General features: G+C 56.8%; 12 protein-coding genes. 1 reads left to right on the top strand and 11 read right to left on the bottom strand.

Annotated elements, in window-relative coordinates; all coding sequences use genetic code 11:
• Positions 1-350: 350 nt before the first annotated feature.
• The 4 genes from K227x_RS15950 to K227x_RS15935 form a co-directional block, all read right to left on the bottom strand.
• Positions 351-1,625, bottom strand: coding sequence for a hypothetical protein (locus tag K227x_RS15950; protein ID WP_218933293.1), 1,275 nt, complete (start codon positions 1,623-1,625; stop codon positions 351-353).
• Entirely contained in the window at positions 1,606-4,140 is a 2,535-nt protein-coding gene (locus K227x_RS15945) for a serine/threonine-protein kinase (protein WP_145170965.1), read from the bottom strand. Before K227x_RS15945 ends, K227x_RS15950 begins: the two co-directional genes overlap by 20 nt.
• Before the next feature lie 137 nt (positions 4,141-4,277).
• Positions 4,278-5,135, bottom strand: a complete 858-nt coding sequence (locus tag K227x_RS15940) for an EF-hand domain-containing protein (RefSeq protein WP_145170963.1) — start codon at positions 5,133-5,135, stop codon at positions 4,278-4,280.
• A gap of 101 nt (positions 5,136-5,236) precedes the next feature.
• Positions 5,237-5,845, bottom strand: a complete 609-nt coding sequence (locus K227x_RS15935; protein ID WP_145170961.1) for a sigma-70 family RNA polymerase sigma factor — start codon at positions 5,843-5,845, stop codon at positions 5,237-5,239.
• A gap of 131 nt (positions 5,846-5,976) precedes the next feature.
• On the opposite strand from K227x_RS15935, the gene K227x_RS15930 reads away from it, so the two are divergent.
• Positions 5,977-8,775: a sulfatase-like hydrolase/transferase gene (locus K227x_RS15930; RefSeq protein WP_145170959.1), complete on the top strand. Its 2,799-nt coding sequence runs from the start codon at positions 5,977-5,979 to the stop codon at positions 8,773-8,775.
• Between the two features lie 216 nt (positions 8,776-8,991).
• Here K227x_RS15930 and K227x_RS15925 read toward each other — a convergent pair whose 3' ends face one another.
• The 7 genes from K227x_RS15925 to K227x_RS30635 form a co-directional block, all read right to left on the bottom strand.
• Entirely contained in the window at positions 8,992-9,810 is an 819-nt protein-coding gene (locus tag K227x_RS15925; protein ID WP_246145841.1) for a haloacid dehalogenase type II, read from the bottom strand.
• A gap of 237 nt (positions 9,811-10,047) precedes the next feature.
• On the bottom strand, positions 10,048-10,815 hold the full coding sequence (locus K227x_RS15920) for an SGNH/GDSL hydrolase family protein (protein WP_145170957.1): 768 nt from the start codon (positions 10,813-10,815) through the stop codon (positions 10,048-10,050).
• Positions 10,816-11,024: 209 nt separating this feature from the next.
• Positions 11,025-12,512, bottom strand: a complete 1,488-nt coding sequence (locus K227x_RS15915; RefSeq protein WP_218933292.1) for a right-handed parallel beta-helix repeat-containing protein — start codon at positions 12,510-12,512, stop codon at positions 11,025-11,027.
• 200 nt (positions 12,513-12,712) lie between these two features.
• Complete coding sequence (locus K227x_RS31195; RefSeq protein WP_246145840.1) at positions 12,713-14,803, bottom strand: DUF6250 domain-containing protein; 2,091 nt, start codon at positions 14,801-14,803, stop codon at positions 12,713-12,715.
• 242 nt (positions 14,804-15,045) lie between these two features.
• Positions 15,046-15,918, bottom strand: a complete 873-nt coding sequence (locus K227x_RS15905; protein WP_145170955.1) for an SDR family oxidoreductase — start codon at positions 15,916-15,918, stop codon at positions 15,046-15,048.
• A gap of 145 nt (positions 15,919-16,063) precedes the next feature.
• Positions 16,064-16,840, bottom strand: coding sequence for an SDR family NAD(P)-dependent oxidoreductase (locus K227x_RS15900; RefSeq protein ID WP_145170953.1), 777 nt, complete (start codon positions 16,838-16,840; stop codon positions 16,064-16,066).
• 263 nt (positions 16,841-17,103) lie between these two features.
• Positions 17,104-17,601: a hypothetical protein gene (locus tag K227x_RS30635; protein ID WP_218933291.1), complete on the bottom strand. Its 498-nt coding sequence runs from the start codon at positions 17,599-17,601 to the stop codon at positions 17,104-17,106.
• Positions 17,602-17,605 lie beyond the last annotated feature (4 nt).

Below are 17,605 nucleotides of genomic sequence, written 5' to 3'. Positions count from 1 at the left end.
CTGGATCTTTTGGGAAGAAGGCACCGGCTAGGCAGCGTTTCTCGCTCATGGTGGGTCGCTGCCAGGGATTCTATTGGCAATGGCGAGTTCTTTGCTGCGGATTCCTTATTCGAAACCTGCCAAGGCCGCGATCTAGCGCGGTCGATCGCGTTCGATTCGATCCAGCCAACGTTCTGAACGCGTCAAGTGCCACCGCGTGGGTGCACCGTCGCGCATCACCAAAGTCCGGGGCGTTATCACCGGAAAAGACGAACTTGTCCGATGTCCGTCCAAATTGGCAGGCGGCTTGATGTGAACGACGCTAGTCGCCCGCCTGTCCGGCACCTGCCGCGTCCATTCTGCTGGCTTGGCTATCGACCGCCATTGCGTCCTGAATTGCCGCGATTGGGTTGACCGCCCGCACGCCCGGGACCGAATCCGCGTTGCCTTCGCGGCCCAAATTGGCGGTTGCTTGGTTGGCTGCCTCCGCCGGGGCCGCCTTGGCCTCGATTGAAGCTGTAGGTGCGTGAGTTGCGATCCATGTCTTGAAACGCAATGGTGTACTCATGCGTCATCGCTTTGCACATTCCCGGCGAGCAGGCGTAGTAGTGAAGTTTTAGCTTGATGTCGCCCGGTGGTTTATCGGCGCTGACCGATAGCTTGAATTGCCGCGGCTCGGTGTCGCTATCGCCGGGCCCCTTGTTGGCGACAGCGGTTGCCGGCGTGATGGTCACACCGTCTGGCACTTCCAACACATACTTCATCCCAGGCGTCAAATTGTTCCAGTGGGCGTCGTGAATGGGGTCGGGAAAGAAGCCCAGATAGAGGTCGCCTGTGCCGCTATCCAAAACCGACTGTTCCGCTTCGGCACGAAGCTTGACATAGTAGGTCTCCTGCGGCTTGGTGGGCGTCGTCTTCAGGATTACCAAACCCTGTGGCCGCTCCACGCGAATGTCGTTGGTCACATTCGTTGCTGGAAACCGTGGCATGTTGGGGAAAGTCAAGTCAGCTGTCGAAGTGGGATTGTCGACTGGCCCGACCAGATCGACCAGCGCTTGCCGTAGACCGTTTCCATTCATCCGGTCGGCGGCGTAGACGATTTCCGACTCTGGGGAAATGACGAACACTGAATTGGAGTTTGTCTTCATGGCAATTCGAAACGAATCGTCGATCGTGTCAGCGATCCACGGAACGTTCGTTCCAAGTCGTTTCTTGGCGGCCGCAACGTGCAGCAAACGTTCATTGTCATTTTGTGGCTGCACGTATCCTTCGCGCTCTGGATGCCGAAGGCTTTGGTAGATGTAGAAAAACTGTACGCCCATCTTTTCATAATCGGTTGCGGTCGCTTCAAGTTCCTTGTACGCGTTAAGGAATTCGGGACAAGTCAGGCAGCCTGTTTTGATGACCGTGAACTTGCCCTGGATCAGGTCACGCACTTTGATCGGAGTCCCTTCGGCCGTGAACGCGTCGACATCGGGCAACTGACCCTTGCTAAGTACCATGGGTTGCCGTCCGCCTCCGCCGGGGCCAGGATTCTGGCCTCGTCGCGAACGCTGACCGGGTTGTGCGATGGCCAGATACGGTGTGAACAGAATCATGCACAACGCGACTTTCCAGCGAACGTTTCTAGTTGGAACTTTTAGCATTTTCGTCTTGCCTGTCTGTTTCAAGGGATCGAATGATTTGGCGCGTTTGGTTCACAAAAGGGTGGTCGCTCTGCGATGGATCGATTGCGTCCAGATCGGCCACCGCATTGGCGATCGCCGCTTGCTGACCTGTGGAGTCACCCTGCATTTGGGCAATTTCAGCAACGGACCGATACAAAAGTGCCCGCCAACATCGGTGAGAGAAATTGTTGGGTGCCTGGGCGATAAGTGAGCTCTGGATTGCAATGGCTTGAGCCAGTTGTTCGGCTGCGGCTGGGTAGTCCTGCTGCGAACGGGCCAGACTGGAAAGTTTGTGTCGGATATGGACTTCGGATACTGAAAACACGTGCGTGTCGGGAAATTGAACCCGTAGCGACCGGAGTTCATCCAACGACTCTTCCAATCGTGCTGCCGCTTCGATTCGGTCAAGCGGATGACGAATGTCACGGCGCAGATTTACCCCCGCGAGGGCTTCGACCAGCGTGAACCGAAGGGCGACATCGGTGGGGGTGACGGCCAGTTGTGTTCGCAAGATGTCGATGGCGTCACGGAAGTCGTCGCGGCGTCTACCTGGCCGACGCTCGATACGCGATTCAGCCAGTCGAACTCGTGCACGAAGAATTTCGACGGTGGCGACGTGTGCGTCTGCCGTGTGCAACGATTCAAGCAAGTCGCCAGCCACCCGAAGATGGTCCTGTGGTTTGGTTGATTGAACCTGCAGATCGGAATTGGGCCTACGTCGCTGTATCGGCGGATCACCGAGTCCAACGTGTGCACGTGCCAGTTGCAACTGTGCCTTCGAATCCACGCTGGGAAACTTCTGTAACGCCGCGATCACGTCCAGGAAGGCTTGGTCGGCTTCGTCGAAACGCCGTTCTGCCGAATAGACTTCGCCCAGTTCGTTGCCGAGGCTGGCCAGCCAATGTTGTTTGTCAGCAAGAGCGACGCCTGCCCGTTCGCTGCGAGTTTGAATGACCTCCACGCCGCGCTCCAGCGAATCAATCGCAGCGGAACTTTGTCCCAGTTGACGTTGGATGGATGCTAGTCGAATCGTCGCCTGTGTCATTTGCCCAATGATGTCGGCCCGCAATGGCGATTGCTGGGACAAACGTTCGTAGAGCGGCTGGATACGCTGCAGTAGCTGAGCCGACTGGGGCGAAGGATTCAGCGTCCAAGTGATATCGGCCGAATCATCGACCCCGACATCGGCGACTGTCGTCGAAGGCATCGAAACAATGTCCACCACACCATCGAGTGACTGCAGTGCCAAGTCCGTTGTCAATTCAGACTGTTCCAGTGCTTGCAGTGCACGTTGATTGGCAGCAGACGTGAAGGCCCAACCCGCACTCGAAGCGATCGTTGCGACGATGAGGGAGCAGAGTGCAACGGCTGTTGCCATCGCGATCCGAGGATTCCGTCGGAACCAGCGAACGAAACGTTGTGCGATGGGTGTGCGCCGAGCATGAATCGGTTCATCGGACAAGAACCGATCGAGGTCATCGCGTAAATCGGCTGCACTCCAGTAGCGGTCGGCCGGATCCGGGCTCATCGCTTTGGAAACGATCGTATCCAAGTCAACGGGGATATCTGGGCGACGGGAACGCAATGATTGAACCTGGTGGGCGCGCACCGCGTCCATCCATTGATCGGGTGACGTGTTTTCAAAGGCGGGAGTGCCTGAGATCATTTCGTAAAGCGTAAGCCCCACGGCATGGACATCGCTTCGTTCATCCGACACGCCGCGAAGCCGTTCGGGCGCCATGTAGCGTGGACTTCCGCACAAAGCTTGTGACATCGTCGGATCGTCCGATACATTTCGGGCGAGACCGAAGTCTGTGATCTGGGCCGTGCCGTCGTCGTCGATCAAAATGTTGGCTGGTTTGATGTCGCGGTGCAGTACCCCGCAGTCGTGCGCATACGCCAAACCATCCGAGATCTGCCGGGCGATCTTTGCGGATCGGCCAAAATCGAACGTCGCCTTTTCGGACTTGATTTGTCGATCAAGCGATTCGCCACGAACAAGCTGCATGACCAAATAGTGGGTGCCATCGTTCTCGCCGATGCCAAAGATGGGCACGATGTTGGAATGATGCATCGCAGCGGCCGTTTTGGCTTCATGCTGGAATCGCTTCAACGCATCATTGTCCAGCAATGACTGCTTGGGCAGGATTTTGATCGCGACCGTTCGCTCGAGCGACTCTTGACGGGCTTCGTAAACGATGCCCATCCCACCGCGACCGATTTCCCGCACCAAGCGAAAGTCCCCCAGCCGCTCGAACAGTCGTCCGGCAAGGGTTGCGCTTCCGTCGCTTTCGGTCTGCTGGTCGATTTTGATCTTTTCGACGGATAGGACCAGCGGAAATATGCGGCGGATCGGTTCGCTGATATCAGGATGACGATCGGCGTACTCGTCGACGGTGGGCCGATCACCATTGCGATAGCGAGCGATGAAGTCGCTGGCCAGGATATCGACCGTCGTGTAGATGTCGTCGTCTATTGCGGGAGTTGCAGTCATCGCCGAATCGTTCTTTCGTGTCGTGACATTTGACTAGGCACTGAGCGGAAAATAGGTGTCCGAGCCCGTTTGTGAAAAGCACCCGATGGAACGGTTCCCGGCAAAGGGGGGGGCGGACACTTTTTTCTCGCAGGCCCCTAACGCGATCGATTCGGACGACCGCCTTGCGATGGTGCGTTGACAGGAGTGTCATCGGCCGGATTGAGCTGGTTCCGTCGAAACTGGGACGCCAGCACCAACAGTTCTGCTGGGTCAAGCGAGCCGTCTCGATTCGCATCGGCGACTGCAAACGCTTTGTGCATGTGTTCGGGCAATTCAGCTTGGCTGAGCAAACCGTCCTTGTCTTCGTCAAAGGACATGATCTCCTTGGCGAAGGCCGCGTCAGCCTGGGCTGGATCCCCACCGCGACCACCGCCGCCACCACCACCGGGGCGTCCTGATTCTGGTGGTCCACCATCGGGGCGACCGTTACCCATTGAACGAGGTGGACCCCCGACACTCTGCCGGCCCCCTCGCTGGGCTTGCTGGCCGCGGCCTCCGCCCACAGCTCGACCATCAGCAGCTCGACCACCCGCAGCTTGATCGCCCGCAGCTCGACCACCCGCACCCGGACCAATTCCTCTTTGCCCACTGTCTCGTTGGCCATCCCCCCGTTGCCCGCCGGGACCCGCTGGACGAAGTTCTTCGGCGGTTAATTTCCCGTCGCGGTTCTGATCAAGCCCCCGAAGGGCATTGGCCGCTGCGTCGATCTCTTTGGACGACAGCTCGCCATCGGCATCGGCATCAAAGATCCTCAGCAGTGGTGGTGTTTGTTGGCTATTGGGGCCACCCATCCCTGGTCCTCGTTCGCCGCCACGGCCTGCTGGTCCACCGCTGCCGCCTTGTCGTAGGCCTCCTTGGCCCGGACGACCGCCGGGGGGCTGAGCGTTGAGGAGGGTGTCAGTGAACAAAAACGCGATGACACAGAAGACAGAGAGCAGAGGCAGACGTTTCATGATGAGTCCGTGGGGGTTCGACGGAAGAGGCTTCACTCGGTTAAACCCCGCCTCTGCTGAACTTCTACAGAAAATTCGCAAAGATTTTTCGATTGCTGAAATTACAGTTTTTCCAGCACGGATCGAAGTCGTTCCAAGGCCCGGACGTATCGAATGCTGGCGGCTTTCGGCGTAACGCCAAGCGCTGTCGCAACTTCCTGATTCGTCAGTTCTTCGAAGTGGCGTAATGCGACGACTTCGCGATCCATCTCGCTCATTTCACTCAGCGCACTCTTTACTTCGGCAATCAATTCGACCTTCACTGCCGCTTGGCTCGGTGAGGTCAGGTGCGCTATGAAACGCTGCGAGAGACAAAGGGATGTGTTGCCCCAAAGTTGGCTGTCGTCGGGGCTGGATTCTCGCAACGTCGATCGCGATTCGGTGGCGAGATGGCGACGATGAACGCGGCTGAGCGTCTGGCCAGCCACCAGACGTAGCCAGAGAAACAGTGACGGAAAGTCTCCGTCGACAAAATGTTTCAGCCGTTTTTCGGCATCCAAGTAGACGTCTTGCAACACGTCTTCGGCATCCACTCGCCCACGAATTTGATCACTGATGCGAAAATGGATGATTTGCCACAGCCTTGGTCGATGGCGCGAAAACGCCTCTCCGAACCGCGAAAAATCACCGGCCTTCAGTTGCTGCTCGATACGTTCGACGTTGGTATTCACAAAAAGGATTCGATTTTCCCTGTAGACGTCGTCACGTGATCGGGTTTCCAAACTTAGGTAAAGGACTGAACGGAAACCATTTTCCGCACGATCCGACACGCAGAACCCCATTGTATCGAAGGCGAATCCTGATGAAACCGACTCCCGCAATCTCTGCACTGGCATTGCTGGCTGTGACTGTTCTGGCGCCCAACGCTGCTGTCAGCGCCGAAGGCTTGTCCAAGCAACCCAATGTCGTTGTCTTGCTGGCAGACGATTTGGGCTGGGGCGACGTCGGATTTCACGGCGGCGTCGCAGAAACACCCCATATCGATGCACTGGCCAAGGAAGGCGTCCAGCTCAGTCGCTTCTATGCCTATCCGGCGTGCAGCCCGACGCGTGCGGCGATGCTGACCGGTCGGTTTCCGCATCGCTACGGAATCGCGGGCCCCGTCCGTCATCGCGACGAAGGTTTGCCGACCAGCGAACCGCTGCTTCCCGCAGCCTTCCGGTCGGCCGGGTATGAAACCAGTTTGATCGGCAAGTGGCATCTTGGGCTAGCCGGCGACAAAACGAATCCTCGCCAACGAGGTTTCGATCACTTCTATGGCTTTCTGGATGCCTCCATCGACTATTTTCAGCATACCGCCGTCGGTGGGCAAGTGGATTGGCAACGGGACGGACAGACGATCGACGAAGCCGGTTACGTAACCGATCTGTTAGCCGACGAAGCGGTCCGTCAAATCGCAAATAGCGTTTCGGGAACCCCGTTTTGCATGGTGGTTTCCTTCAGTGCACCCCACTCGCCGTTTCAAGCACCCGATCGATTGATCGCGAAGTACAACAACCGACTTGGCCAGCGCGAATCGACGTACGCGGCAATGGTCGATTCGATGGACCAAGGGATCGGGCGGATTCTGGCTGCGATCGACGCAAAGAAGCAACGGGAAAACACGATCGTCGTCTTTGCATCCGACAACGGTGCAGCACGCTCTGGAACGAATGAGCCCTTCCGTGGCCAGAAGCGTCAAGTCTATGAGGGAGGCATTCACGTGCCTTGCGTGATCCGCGCTCCGGGATTGTTAGACGCGGGAACCGAGAACGAACAACTCTTTGCGATCCATGATCTGTTCCCGACGCTGGCCGAAGCTGTCGGAGTCAAGATTTCATCAACCAAGCCGCTGGATGGTGAAAGCCTGTGGTCGCAACTGGTCAGTGGAGATCCGACATCAAGATCCATCGTGATCGCCGAACAGGATTATGCGATCATCCGCGACGACTGGAAATTGATCCGGTTTGCTGATGGCGCAGCGGAACTTTACAACCTGCGATCTGATCCGAAGGAAGAACATGATGTGGCAAAATCAGAGTCCAAGACTGCGTCCGAATTACTGTCCACGTTGACTCGGTACAAAGTGATCGTCCAAACCGATGGACCTGCGTCCGAAGTTCTGCGAACGCCGGGTACCGTGCGAGACACGCGGAGAACCCTGGTCGCGACACCGACGGAATCCATGCAGGAAGGTGAGCTCCTGGGCGGCGCTGATCTGCGTGGAGACGCGAAGTATGGCGTGTTGGGCGATCCGCGTACTGAATCCAACGGTCGCGGTGTGCGTCTGCTTTCGGGCGAAGATCTCGATCAAAACGGTGCGTTCGCTGGCGAAGCTTCGTTGATCAGCACCGAAGTCAGTGCCGACCAGCGTTGGTATCGATTCTATGTTTCGGGGCTCGCACAGGACAACTTTGCAGTCGATCAAGACAGCCTATATCTAAAGGTCGAATTCTTTCAAAAAGGCGGATCCGATTCGCTGGATTCGATCACCCAGCGGGTCTACTCCCAAGTCCTCCGAGAACGATCTGACTTTTTTGACAAGGACACTAACGAAAGTCTAGGGCACTCGATTTGGCGAACCTATGCGATGGATTTCCGAACCCCGTTTGCGGAAGTGGACCAAATGAAGCTGAGCGTGGGTTTTGCGAACGGGAAAGGCCCGGAAACCAAATCTGAGTTTTGGGTCAATTCGATGAACCTTGAACCCATCCATGCTCCTGCGGATTTCCAAGCGGCGCAAACCACCATCCGGGACTTCCCACAACCGGATGATTCGGATCTGGTTGCTATCGGTGGGCGTTGGTACTTCCACGCGAAAGATGGCGCTCGCAAACTTCCTAAGCAGTTCGATTACACCAACGCCGAACAGTTGCTTTACAAAACGGATCGCTACGAGGCTCCTTTCGCGGGCAACATGAGTTCGTGGCTACGCGCTGGATACCTCGACTTTGGCGGTGACGAAGTGACCAAGGATCAATACAAACCTTATGCCGTCATCGTCACGTTCACCGACAGACATCTGGTCATGCGAAGCCGCAATCTGCCGAACCACCCCACCGCGACGTTTCCGGATCGATGGCGAATGCTGGACGGCAACCCATCGTTCATCAAAGAACAGGCCAATACCTGGCACATTCCGTTGCAGCCGCAGCGCGATCCTGGTGCGATCGCGATGGACGCCAAGAACGCGAACCAAGCGTTACCGATGGGCGCGATTGGTGTGGCAACCAACGGTGTGATCTTTTTCAACCCATTCGATCACATCTTTGAAACCGATGCCGTGTGGCGACTGGATCGCTGCTGCGGACACCCAAGTCCTCGCCAGCAGTACCACTACCACAAATATCCAGTCTGTGTGAAAACACCTTGGTGCGACGAAGGCCAGGCCCATTCCGGTATCATCGGTTTCGCTTTCGACGGGTTTCCCGTTTACGGACCCTATGAATCGAAAGGGTTGTTGGCCAAGGACCATACCCAGAATCCGCTCAACGAATTCAATCTTCACGAAGATCCCGATCGCGGACCCCACTACCACGTCACTCCGGGTAAATATCCACACATCATCGGAGGCTTCTGGGGCCAGATGGACTCGCTGAATCGCCCCGCACGTCGGAACTAGTCCCGGTGGGGTGGATCTTGGAAACCAATGCCGAAACAGGCTTAGGATCGGGCAACCAAGATCCAACCGGCCAACGACCAGATTTTCGATCGATCGTAGCCCAAGCATTCTGCCTGGGTACAAGCGACCGACACCCAAAGGTGCGACGCCGGCCACGACCAACCGGATCAAAGTCAAACTCGGACATGCGGCAGCAACAGGCTAATCGGTGATGACCTACTGGGCCGAACCGCCATCGGGTGCAGACTTTCGTAGCGCAGCAACCAGTTCGGTCAAGTCGCTGACGACAAGGTCTGGCCTGGCGACGTTCGGATAGAGTGTCTTGCCGGGACGAGCGACGAAGGCCGTTTGCAATCCGACGTTCTTGGCACCGGCCAAATCCCATGCGTGGGCCGCGACCATCAACACATCCTCTGGTTTTGCACCAAGATCCTTCAGCACCATCAGGTAAGGTGCTGGGTGCGGTTTGAACTTCTTGACGCCCTCAACGCTGTATTGTTTGTCGATCAACTCGGTCAGTCCGGCGTTTCGAAGCTGGGTTTCGGCACCTTCGGATGATGAGTTCGTCAGACTGACGATCCGAAACCCGTCAGCCTTCAGCTTCGTCAACGCATCGATCACGTCCGGATGTGGTGGGAGCGATCGCAGTGGCGTCACGATTGCGGCTTTCGCAGCCTCTTCTGAAAGCGGGATTCCCTGCGTCTCGGCCACCATCATCAGTGCAGCGGTGCCGATTTCCCCGAATCCGTGGTAGTTCTCGCTAACCGTTTCGACCAGCGAGTAGTGCAGCATCATCGAAAACCAAAGTGGCAACAGATCCTCTCTGCCATCCAAGACCTTCCCGATAGAAGTCTTCAGCGGGGCAAGGTCCAGTAAGGTTTCGTTGACATCCAGGATGATGATTTTGGGACGCGGCATGACGTTCGGAGATTGTTGTTGGTGCGAGGGTGCGTCGGAAATCTGTGCACTGGCTCGGTCGCCAGAGATTGCGAGTGCGAAAACGGTGATCGTCACAGCCGCATACTTCGTCATCATGTTGATCGTCTTTCGGTTTCTGAATCCGCCATCGTTGTATGGTGTCGATCGAAGTTCCGATGCTTCGGCCGCGGTGGCGTGATCCGTGGCAGAGCGGTTGTGCGTGCATACCATGTCGGTAGGCAGCACCCCTCGTCGTGGGCGACGATCGGGCGTTGACCTGTTTGATGGACATCCGTGGATCGGATCCGCCAAGTCGCGATCGATCCATCGTGCGACCGCGGGGCGTATTGATCGTCACCTGGGGGAATCGGCGCCGGTTGATTCAAGGTCGGTTGATTCAGCGCCGGTTGATTCAGCGCCGGTTGATTCAGGGGCGGGGTTTGCAACCATGGGGGCGACCGCCTTGGCGATATGCTTTGCGATGATTGTGTTGCCTTCTTTGCTAGGATGCACGCCGTCGTTGCTGAGCCATTCTGGTTGCTGGGCAAGGAGTGTATTGAGGTCGACAAGCGTGACCTTTTTTTCGCTCGCGACTTGTCGTGCCGCATCACGGTAGGTTTGAATCAGCTTGGACAGCCCACCGGCTGCATCGAACGGACCACGTTGATGCCGAGTGAAGAATGCGGCGTGCTCGATTGGCGGCAGAGTGCATAAGACGACGCGTGCCCCCTGATGTTGGCATTGGTCGATCATCGTTTCTAGATTGGCTTTGTATTTCAAAACAGGCACGTAGACGTGGTCGGCGTCCGCCCGCAAGTCGTTCGTACCGAAGAAGATCACGACGACATCGGGTTTGTGCGCCAGAACGTCTTTTGATAGTCGGCGTAGGGCCTTTGCCGTCGAATTGCCACCGACGCCGGCATTGATCGCTTCGACGTCCAATATGTTTGCCAGAATTTCGCCGTAGCCACGCTTGGTAATGCTGTCGCCAAAGCAGACCACTTTGGGTTTGATCGGTTTCGTCGCTGCCTGTTGCCCGGGTGCGGACGCCGGAAAGCTGGATGCGTGGATACCAGCAATAAGGGCCAGGAATAGCAGGGAACGTTGTGTCCAGTCATTCATCGGTTCGTCACGTGGATGTGGGGACTTGATGGGGCGGAGAATCGTTCAGCGAATGTCGGCTTGATCGCGTGTTTGTGGCCCCGCGATTGGCAACCAAGGTTTGCAATTCGTTTGGACTTTCCTTGCTCTTGCCATCTTATCCTAGCAGCCGCGATGTCCCGATTGCTGCGGCTTTGGATCGATACCCATGGGTGCGTTTTGGGAAAAGACTATTCACGATCTGCATTGGGCTGCTGAATTCGTGTGATGGTGTTGTTGTTTCCAAGGTCCGTCACCGGCCCGAAACTGACCACCGAATTGCCGCTGGCGGTCGGTTGCAGGATCACGGGATACTCGGTTTCATTGCGAATGGTGGAATTGTCATCGTGAATCACGATTGGACGCAGGTTGGTGTCCAAAGGGCCTTCGGATCGGTGCAAAACGATGCTGTGGTTGCTGCCCTGGACGTCAGCAAGATTGTGGGAGCCAACGGCGTCAGGGGACGGCAGGATTGTCAGTTCGATTTCTTGCCTTGATTTGGACAATCGAAAATCGCTCAACGGAGCGTAGGCAAAGTTTCCTATCGAACCGATGATCTTCCCTCGGCTCGGCATGTTGAAATTGGTGTGACCACAGTCCACCGCTGTGGAATGGATAACGGTGGCATGGCTGGCCAGATACAAGCGAATGCCGCCCCGCATCTTCTTGACCGTGCAATTCTCGACAGTCACGCTGCCACCCTTGCTGTAGACACGAATACCATCTTCGGACAGCGGAATCATTGTGTCCGTCGGGATCGGCGTGCCCAGATCCCGGCCGTGATCCCGGTTCTTGCTGCCGATCGCACTTCTCCCCTGGCCTCTTTCGCGACGGCCACGACGTCCTCTGCTGCGGTCGTCTTTTGGCGGGATCTTGTAGTCAGATCTGGCTGGCAGATCTCTCGGATTCGTTTCAAGGTAGAGATCCTTGCTGGGACGCATCACTCCCTCGACCAAAGAGTTCTTGATCACCGATTCATCCGCCGGGCTTTGCATGTAGATGCCATGGCCGAACGCCCGTTGCTGGACTTCACATCCGTCAACGGTATTGCGTTTCCCTTTCAGTAAAATGCCACAACGTTTGTCCAATCCGTAGACGTTGTCTGCACCGATGCCGTAGATGCTGCCATAGCCGTACGGAAACGATCCGCGAACGGTCAACTTGGTACCTGCAACCGTATTGTCGTCTCCGGAAACCGATAAAACAGCACTGCCGTTCAACCCCTTGGCCAGCGTAGACCGGTTCTGGTTGTAAGCGCTGAAGTCGGTGACGTCGTCCAAGCCGCTTGGGTAGATGTCTTCGAAGACGCCGCCGCGAAAGACGTTGTTGTCGCCGGAGATCGTGATGTAGCCGCGGCGTGTGGTACCGACGGGGACCGCAACATACACATCCGACAAATCGATTGTGTTGTTTGATCCCGAGCAAGGGATGTCTCGGGATCCATTTGGAAGTTCCGTCAGCGTGTAGCGACCCGGTTTCATGATGATCGTTTGGTCGCTCGATTGGACGGCCGATCGCAACGCCAACAAGGTCGACACCTCGGTCGTGGTTCCAGCATTCACTGTCCGACCGAATGCCATCATCAGAAGAACGGCCACCATCACTCGCGGGTTGCCCAGCCGAGATGGAAAGGTTGTTTCGAGCATCTCCGGTCGCGTCGACCCAATTCTTCGATTCATGATGGAACGCTCCACGAGGATGTCTTTCGCGGGATTCAACGGGGATGGTAAAGATTGGTGGATTGGCATCGTTCGGAAGTTGGTTCGACGTTGGTTGCGTTGGCGATTGGCACTCGTTGTGCCCGGTAAGTGGCACAACAAGCGGGCCCGTGTCGCGACCCGTCCCGTGGATGTCATTCCTGATCGTCCGGCAGTGCAGATCATTGTTTGACCGCGGCAGGTGCACCCGCCGGTTTTGTTTTCGTGCCGTCCGCCGGTTCCAGGTGAAAGACTTGGAAATTCGTATAGATATGGTGGGTGCCAACCATGCGAAACCCAAAATAGCCTTGGCGATAGACGGGAAATCGATCGACATCATAGTTGGCCTGCCGCACCGTCGGCTTGCCTTGGCTGTCGCGTCCTTCGATCTGGACTGGGTCGCCGGCCGCAATTTGGTAGATAAGCTTGCCATCAACGACGTATTGGATCACGTCGTCAAATGCGACCAGTTGTACCGACATCACTTTGTCCGGTGTGATCAGGTAGCCGGGTTTTCCGTCCTTGTCGTTCAGTGCCAAATGATCGGATGGCTTGCCGTCCACTTCTCGAGGATATCGCCGCATTCGGGTGGTCAAGTTGGCGACCGATCCACCCCCACCCGTGCTGGCGTAGTAGCCGTGAAGCTTGTCATAAGTGGAAAATTTGCCGGTGTACTGGTCCGAGTCGAACAGCCCCAGGTCGCGATCCAGTGGATCCGTCGCCATCCAAAAGTTGTTGATGTCGCGTGGCTGCTGTCCCCGGATCGCCGGTTTCGATGTGGGGCAAAGCACGTCGTAAGTAATCGCAACGCGTGTGGGCAGCTTCTGTTTGAACCACACCGTGCATCCGCGTCCTGGCAACTGGCAATCAAGCGAGTGTCCCGTCGCCATCACCTTGGCGGGCGCGAATCCCGATCGCGGCTGAATCTGGACGACCCAGTTGTCGAGGGTTTCGAAGTGATCACGAGCCATCCTCGTTCCGACTTTGAATCTGCCAACTCCGTGACCGAGCACCACGGGGAAATCGCTGCGGGACGTCGATTCGTCGAACGCTGGATTGTTCGTCGCCGCATCCTTCGGCGGTGAGATCCCGCCCGGAGCGTCCTTGTCCTCTGTTGCGTTCTTCTGCGTTGCGTTCTTTTCCTCCGGCAATCCAAAGGATGTCAGAGTTCCCCACGACATGTGTTGACGATGCGATCCTTCGGGGCGTTCCTGGTCTGCGACTCGCAGGCTAGACGGCATGTCCATCCCCATTCGATCGTGGTAATGATGGACGACTCGCTGGTAGATCGGGCGGAAGCGTCCCCGTCCTTTGGATGAGATCGCGGGATAGTCGTACCGGTCTCCCACACTTCGGTACCGTTGGTACGGCACGTCGTCACCCAAGTTGTATTTTGCCGTGTATTCGAAACCCATTGCGAGACGATTGTCGGCCGCGGCATACAGGTCGACGCCCTGCTTCCAAGCCATCTCGCAGGCGCAGGCGAGGAACCCCAACCCCATCTGCACATGCGACTGGTCTCGTCCACTCTCCTGACACTGGCCCCATTCGTTCAAATAGTTTTCAATTGCCCCGTTGCCTGAACCCTGCAAGAAGTAATCCGCCGCGCGGTCGAACATCGCGTGATCGTCCAGATAGATTCCCATCGCGATCATGGTTTGGATCATGGATGCGTCCCAGTTGCCGTTGGCGGTGGGAAAGAAGTCCTTGATCACAGGGTAGAAGACCTGACGGAGCATTCGCTCGAACGTTTTCTGATCCTCGGCCCGCCACTGGGTGCTGGTGTGCCGAATCAGCTCAGCCGCGTTGCAAAACGCGACTCCGTCCATCCCGACCAACAGTTTCGCATCGTGACCGGAAACGGACTCGAGCGTGTCTGCCCAGGCGTTCAGGATTTCGATCGCCTTCTTTGCGTGCGCCGCATTCTGCGTCAGGCTCCACTGCAAAGCATGGGCGTAAGCAGCCGCTGCGTCGCGGGACATATCCGAACTGCCGATGTTCGGATTGTTTCGAACTCCGCGTACAACCCCGGCTGTCGGCGATGGGGAATAGTCCAACGAAGCGACCTCGGCCGATTGCAGCTGATCCCACGCCGACTTCCAGGGCTGTTGGCCGGTCTGAATCTTCTGTTGGATGAAATTCAGCTCGGGGCGACTGTGGAGCAGTCCGGGATGAACCATCGGCTTGGCCCTCGCCTCCGATCTTGGACGTTCGTCGGCTACCGTCGAAACTGCGGGAAGAATCGCGATCAGAACAACAAGGACGTATTTCATGGTCAGTGGTCCACGCTTTCCTGGGATAACCGTTGGGGGGCCGGTGAACGCCAAATGATCAGCGACGGATCACCATCCGCGTTCATTCAAACACGCACGCGTGCAAGTCTAGTTGGTGTGACTTCGTCGGTCCGGATCAGAGGAAGCATCCTGGGCGGTCATCGATTCTTCGATTCTGCTGCGTCGCGGCTGCGTCGTTTCACGGCCCGCACTGCGAAAAATGGGACGAAGGGTTCGGGCGACTAGGATCCCGATGACGGCTTGATCGGTTTCAGGCCACCGAAATAGGTTGCCCAGCTGACATGGTCTCGACCAGCAGCTTTCGCAAACTGGCTTTCGTTGTTTGCCGCACCCATACGAATCCCTTCGTAGATTCCAGCGATCACGCCGCCTAGAAATTCGCCAAGTTCGGCGACTCGATCTTCGCGGTATTCCTGGACCGACATTGGTCTGTATTTCAAGTCGGTGCCAAAAGCAGCGTTCATGAACTCGGCTAATTGCTGCTGAGTGATCGCTTCGCCATGCAAATTGTAAGTTTGACCGTTGTGTTCCGATCCCGTCATCATGCGGGCGTATGCGTATGCCAGTTCGGAACGCGTCGTGTAGCCACACTTCTGGTCGCCCGCGCAGTTCGCAATTTCTCCTCGTTCGATATAGGTCGCGATGTAGTCAACATCCGGTTCGATGTAGATACCGTTGCGTCCGATCGACCATGAGAGACCGCTGTTGCGAACGTCCTCTTCCGTTTGCCGGTTGCTTTGGACGATCGGCGAGAAGGCGGTGCCTTCTTCGGCTCCTTGGATGCTGGTGTAGACGATTTTCGTCACGCCCGCCCGTTTGGCTGATTCGATGACGTTGCGATGCTGCAGGATCCGTTTGTCGGGTGCGTCCATTCCGGATATCAGGAGCAAAGTGCCGATATCGTGGAGCGACCGTTCCAAGTCGTCCGGTGAAGTGTAGTCGCCGGGCCGTATTTCGACTCCGAGTGCCTCGGCTTTGCGAGGCGTGCGGGCGAGTCCAACCACGTTTTCGGAGCCGACGATCTCGATTGCGGCGCGGACGATTTCCGAGCCCAGATGACCGCTGGCGGCCGTGACTGCGATTCGTTCTTTCATTTTTTCTTCCTAAATGTGGCGTGCAAACGTCATGTCGTCCCAAAATCGAAGGCGTCCGATACCGACGCGTGATGACAATCAACATACCCCGTTGACGCACATCGCGAAGACCTTCGGCGATCTCCCACCACTTCATCGTTTTGTCCTAGGAGTGCATGACTTGGCCGCCGTCGATGTTGATCGTTTGGCCGGTGATGTTGCGAGCGGCATCGGACGCAAGGAACACGGTGGTCGCTGCGATTTCGTCTAGCTCTTGCCATCGCCCCAGCGGAGAAACGCGTCGGATTTTCTCGGCTGCCCACTGTTCATAGGTCTGCCCTTGCTGGTCGGGGGCTCCACCGCGACTCGATTCCCAGACCGCTTGGTTCAGGTCCGTCTTCACCATTCCCGGTGCGATCGCGTTGACGCGTACGCCGGAGGATGCCAGGTCCTTGCCGGCGCACTGGGTGAAGTTGATCAGTGCAGCCTTGGATGCGCTGTAGGGTGGATCCGTTTGCGAGCCGATTTGACCGGCGACGGAGACATAAAATAAAAGGCTGCCGTCCCCGCGACTGGCAAGCAGCGGAGCGAACGCGTGCGCCACATGGACGGCTCCCATCAAGTTGACTTCCAAAACGCGTGCCCACTCGACCGGTGGCACATTCCAGAACGGGAATCCGTAGTGACCGCTTCCAACAGCGACGGTAAAAACGACGTGAGAAACGTCCCCGGATTCGCTCGCAAGCAACTCGACTTGCTGCAAATTGGTGACGTCAATCACCTTGCCTGTCACCCGCTGGCGTGACTGCTTCAGCACGGAAGGATCCGCGTCGGCGGCAATCACATCGCAACCTTCGTCAAGGAATGCATCCGCAACCGCTCGGCCGATCCCACGAGCGGCGCCGATCACGACCACTGTTTTTCCGTTGAGTCCAGTATCCATAGGTCTGTGTCGCAATCTTGAATCATTTGGGGGGGCGGGGCGAATGACAAGATGAGAGTAGTCGATGATCGCGTCCGCTTCGAGACCGTTGACGGTCATGATGGATGATCTGACGCAGGATCAGCCCCCCCCAAGTTTGTTTTGTGATACGGGGGCCAGGGACTCGTAGCCGCGTCCAGTTCTTCCGTTCCGGCACTTTCCCGCGGTGCATTGAGTAGCCGCACGGCGATGGGGGCATTCACCCCAACGCGATCGAGTCACTATCATGATTTGCTTGACGAACAATCCTTTGCTTGCCTTGCGAAAAGCGCTTCTGCATGAATGCTCAGCAACAGTTGATCAAAAGTTACAAACAGCTCGCTCCGACGATCAAAAAGATCCTGCAAGTCGCTGCGTCTAGCAAGCCAATGACGAAAACGTCGCTGGTCGAGTTTGCGGCCAATGTGGGAGTCATGCATGAAGATCAGCATCTTGTTCACTACCAGCAGCATCGCCTTGAACTGGCTCAGGCGATTGAACAGGGCTTGCTTGTCTATCTGAGCAACTCGAGGCAAGGTCCCGTCGAAGTTACCAGCAAACTGGTTGATTACGTATTTCGAGATTCTTTGGCTAGCGGAATTGCGGAGGATGTCCGGGAAAGACTCGAAAGGCAATCCTATTCGACATTTTACGCCCACGATCAAGTCACCGCAGTCCGGCAAATGCGGTTCGCGTTTTACCGAGGTGATTGGGAAACTTGGACCAAGCTTGGTCAGTACCATAGTT

It is taken from the genome of Rubripirellula lacrimiformis (assembly GCF_007741535.1).
Taxonomy (GTDB): domain Bacteria; phylum Planctomycetota; class Planctomycetia; order Pirellulales; family Pirellulaceae; genus Rubripirellula; species Rubripirellula lacrimiformis.
This window is presented reverse-complemented; position numbering and strand designations above follow the sequence as displayed.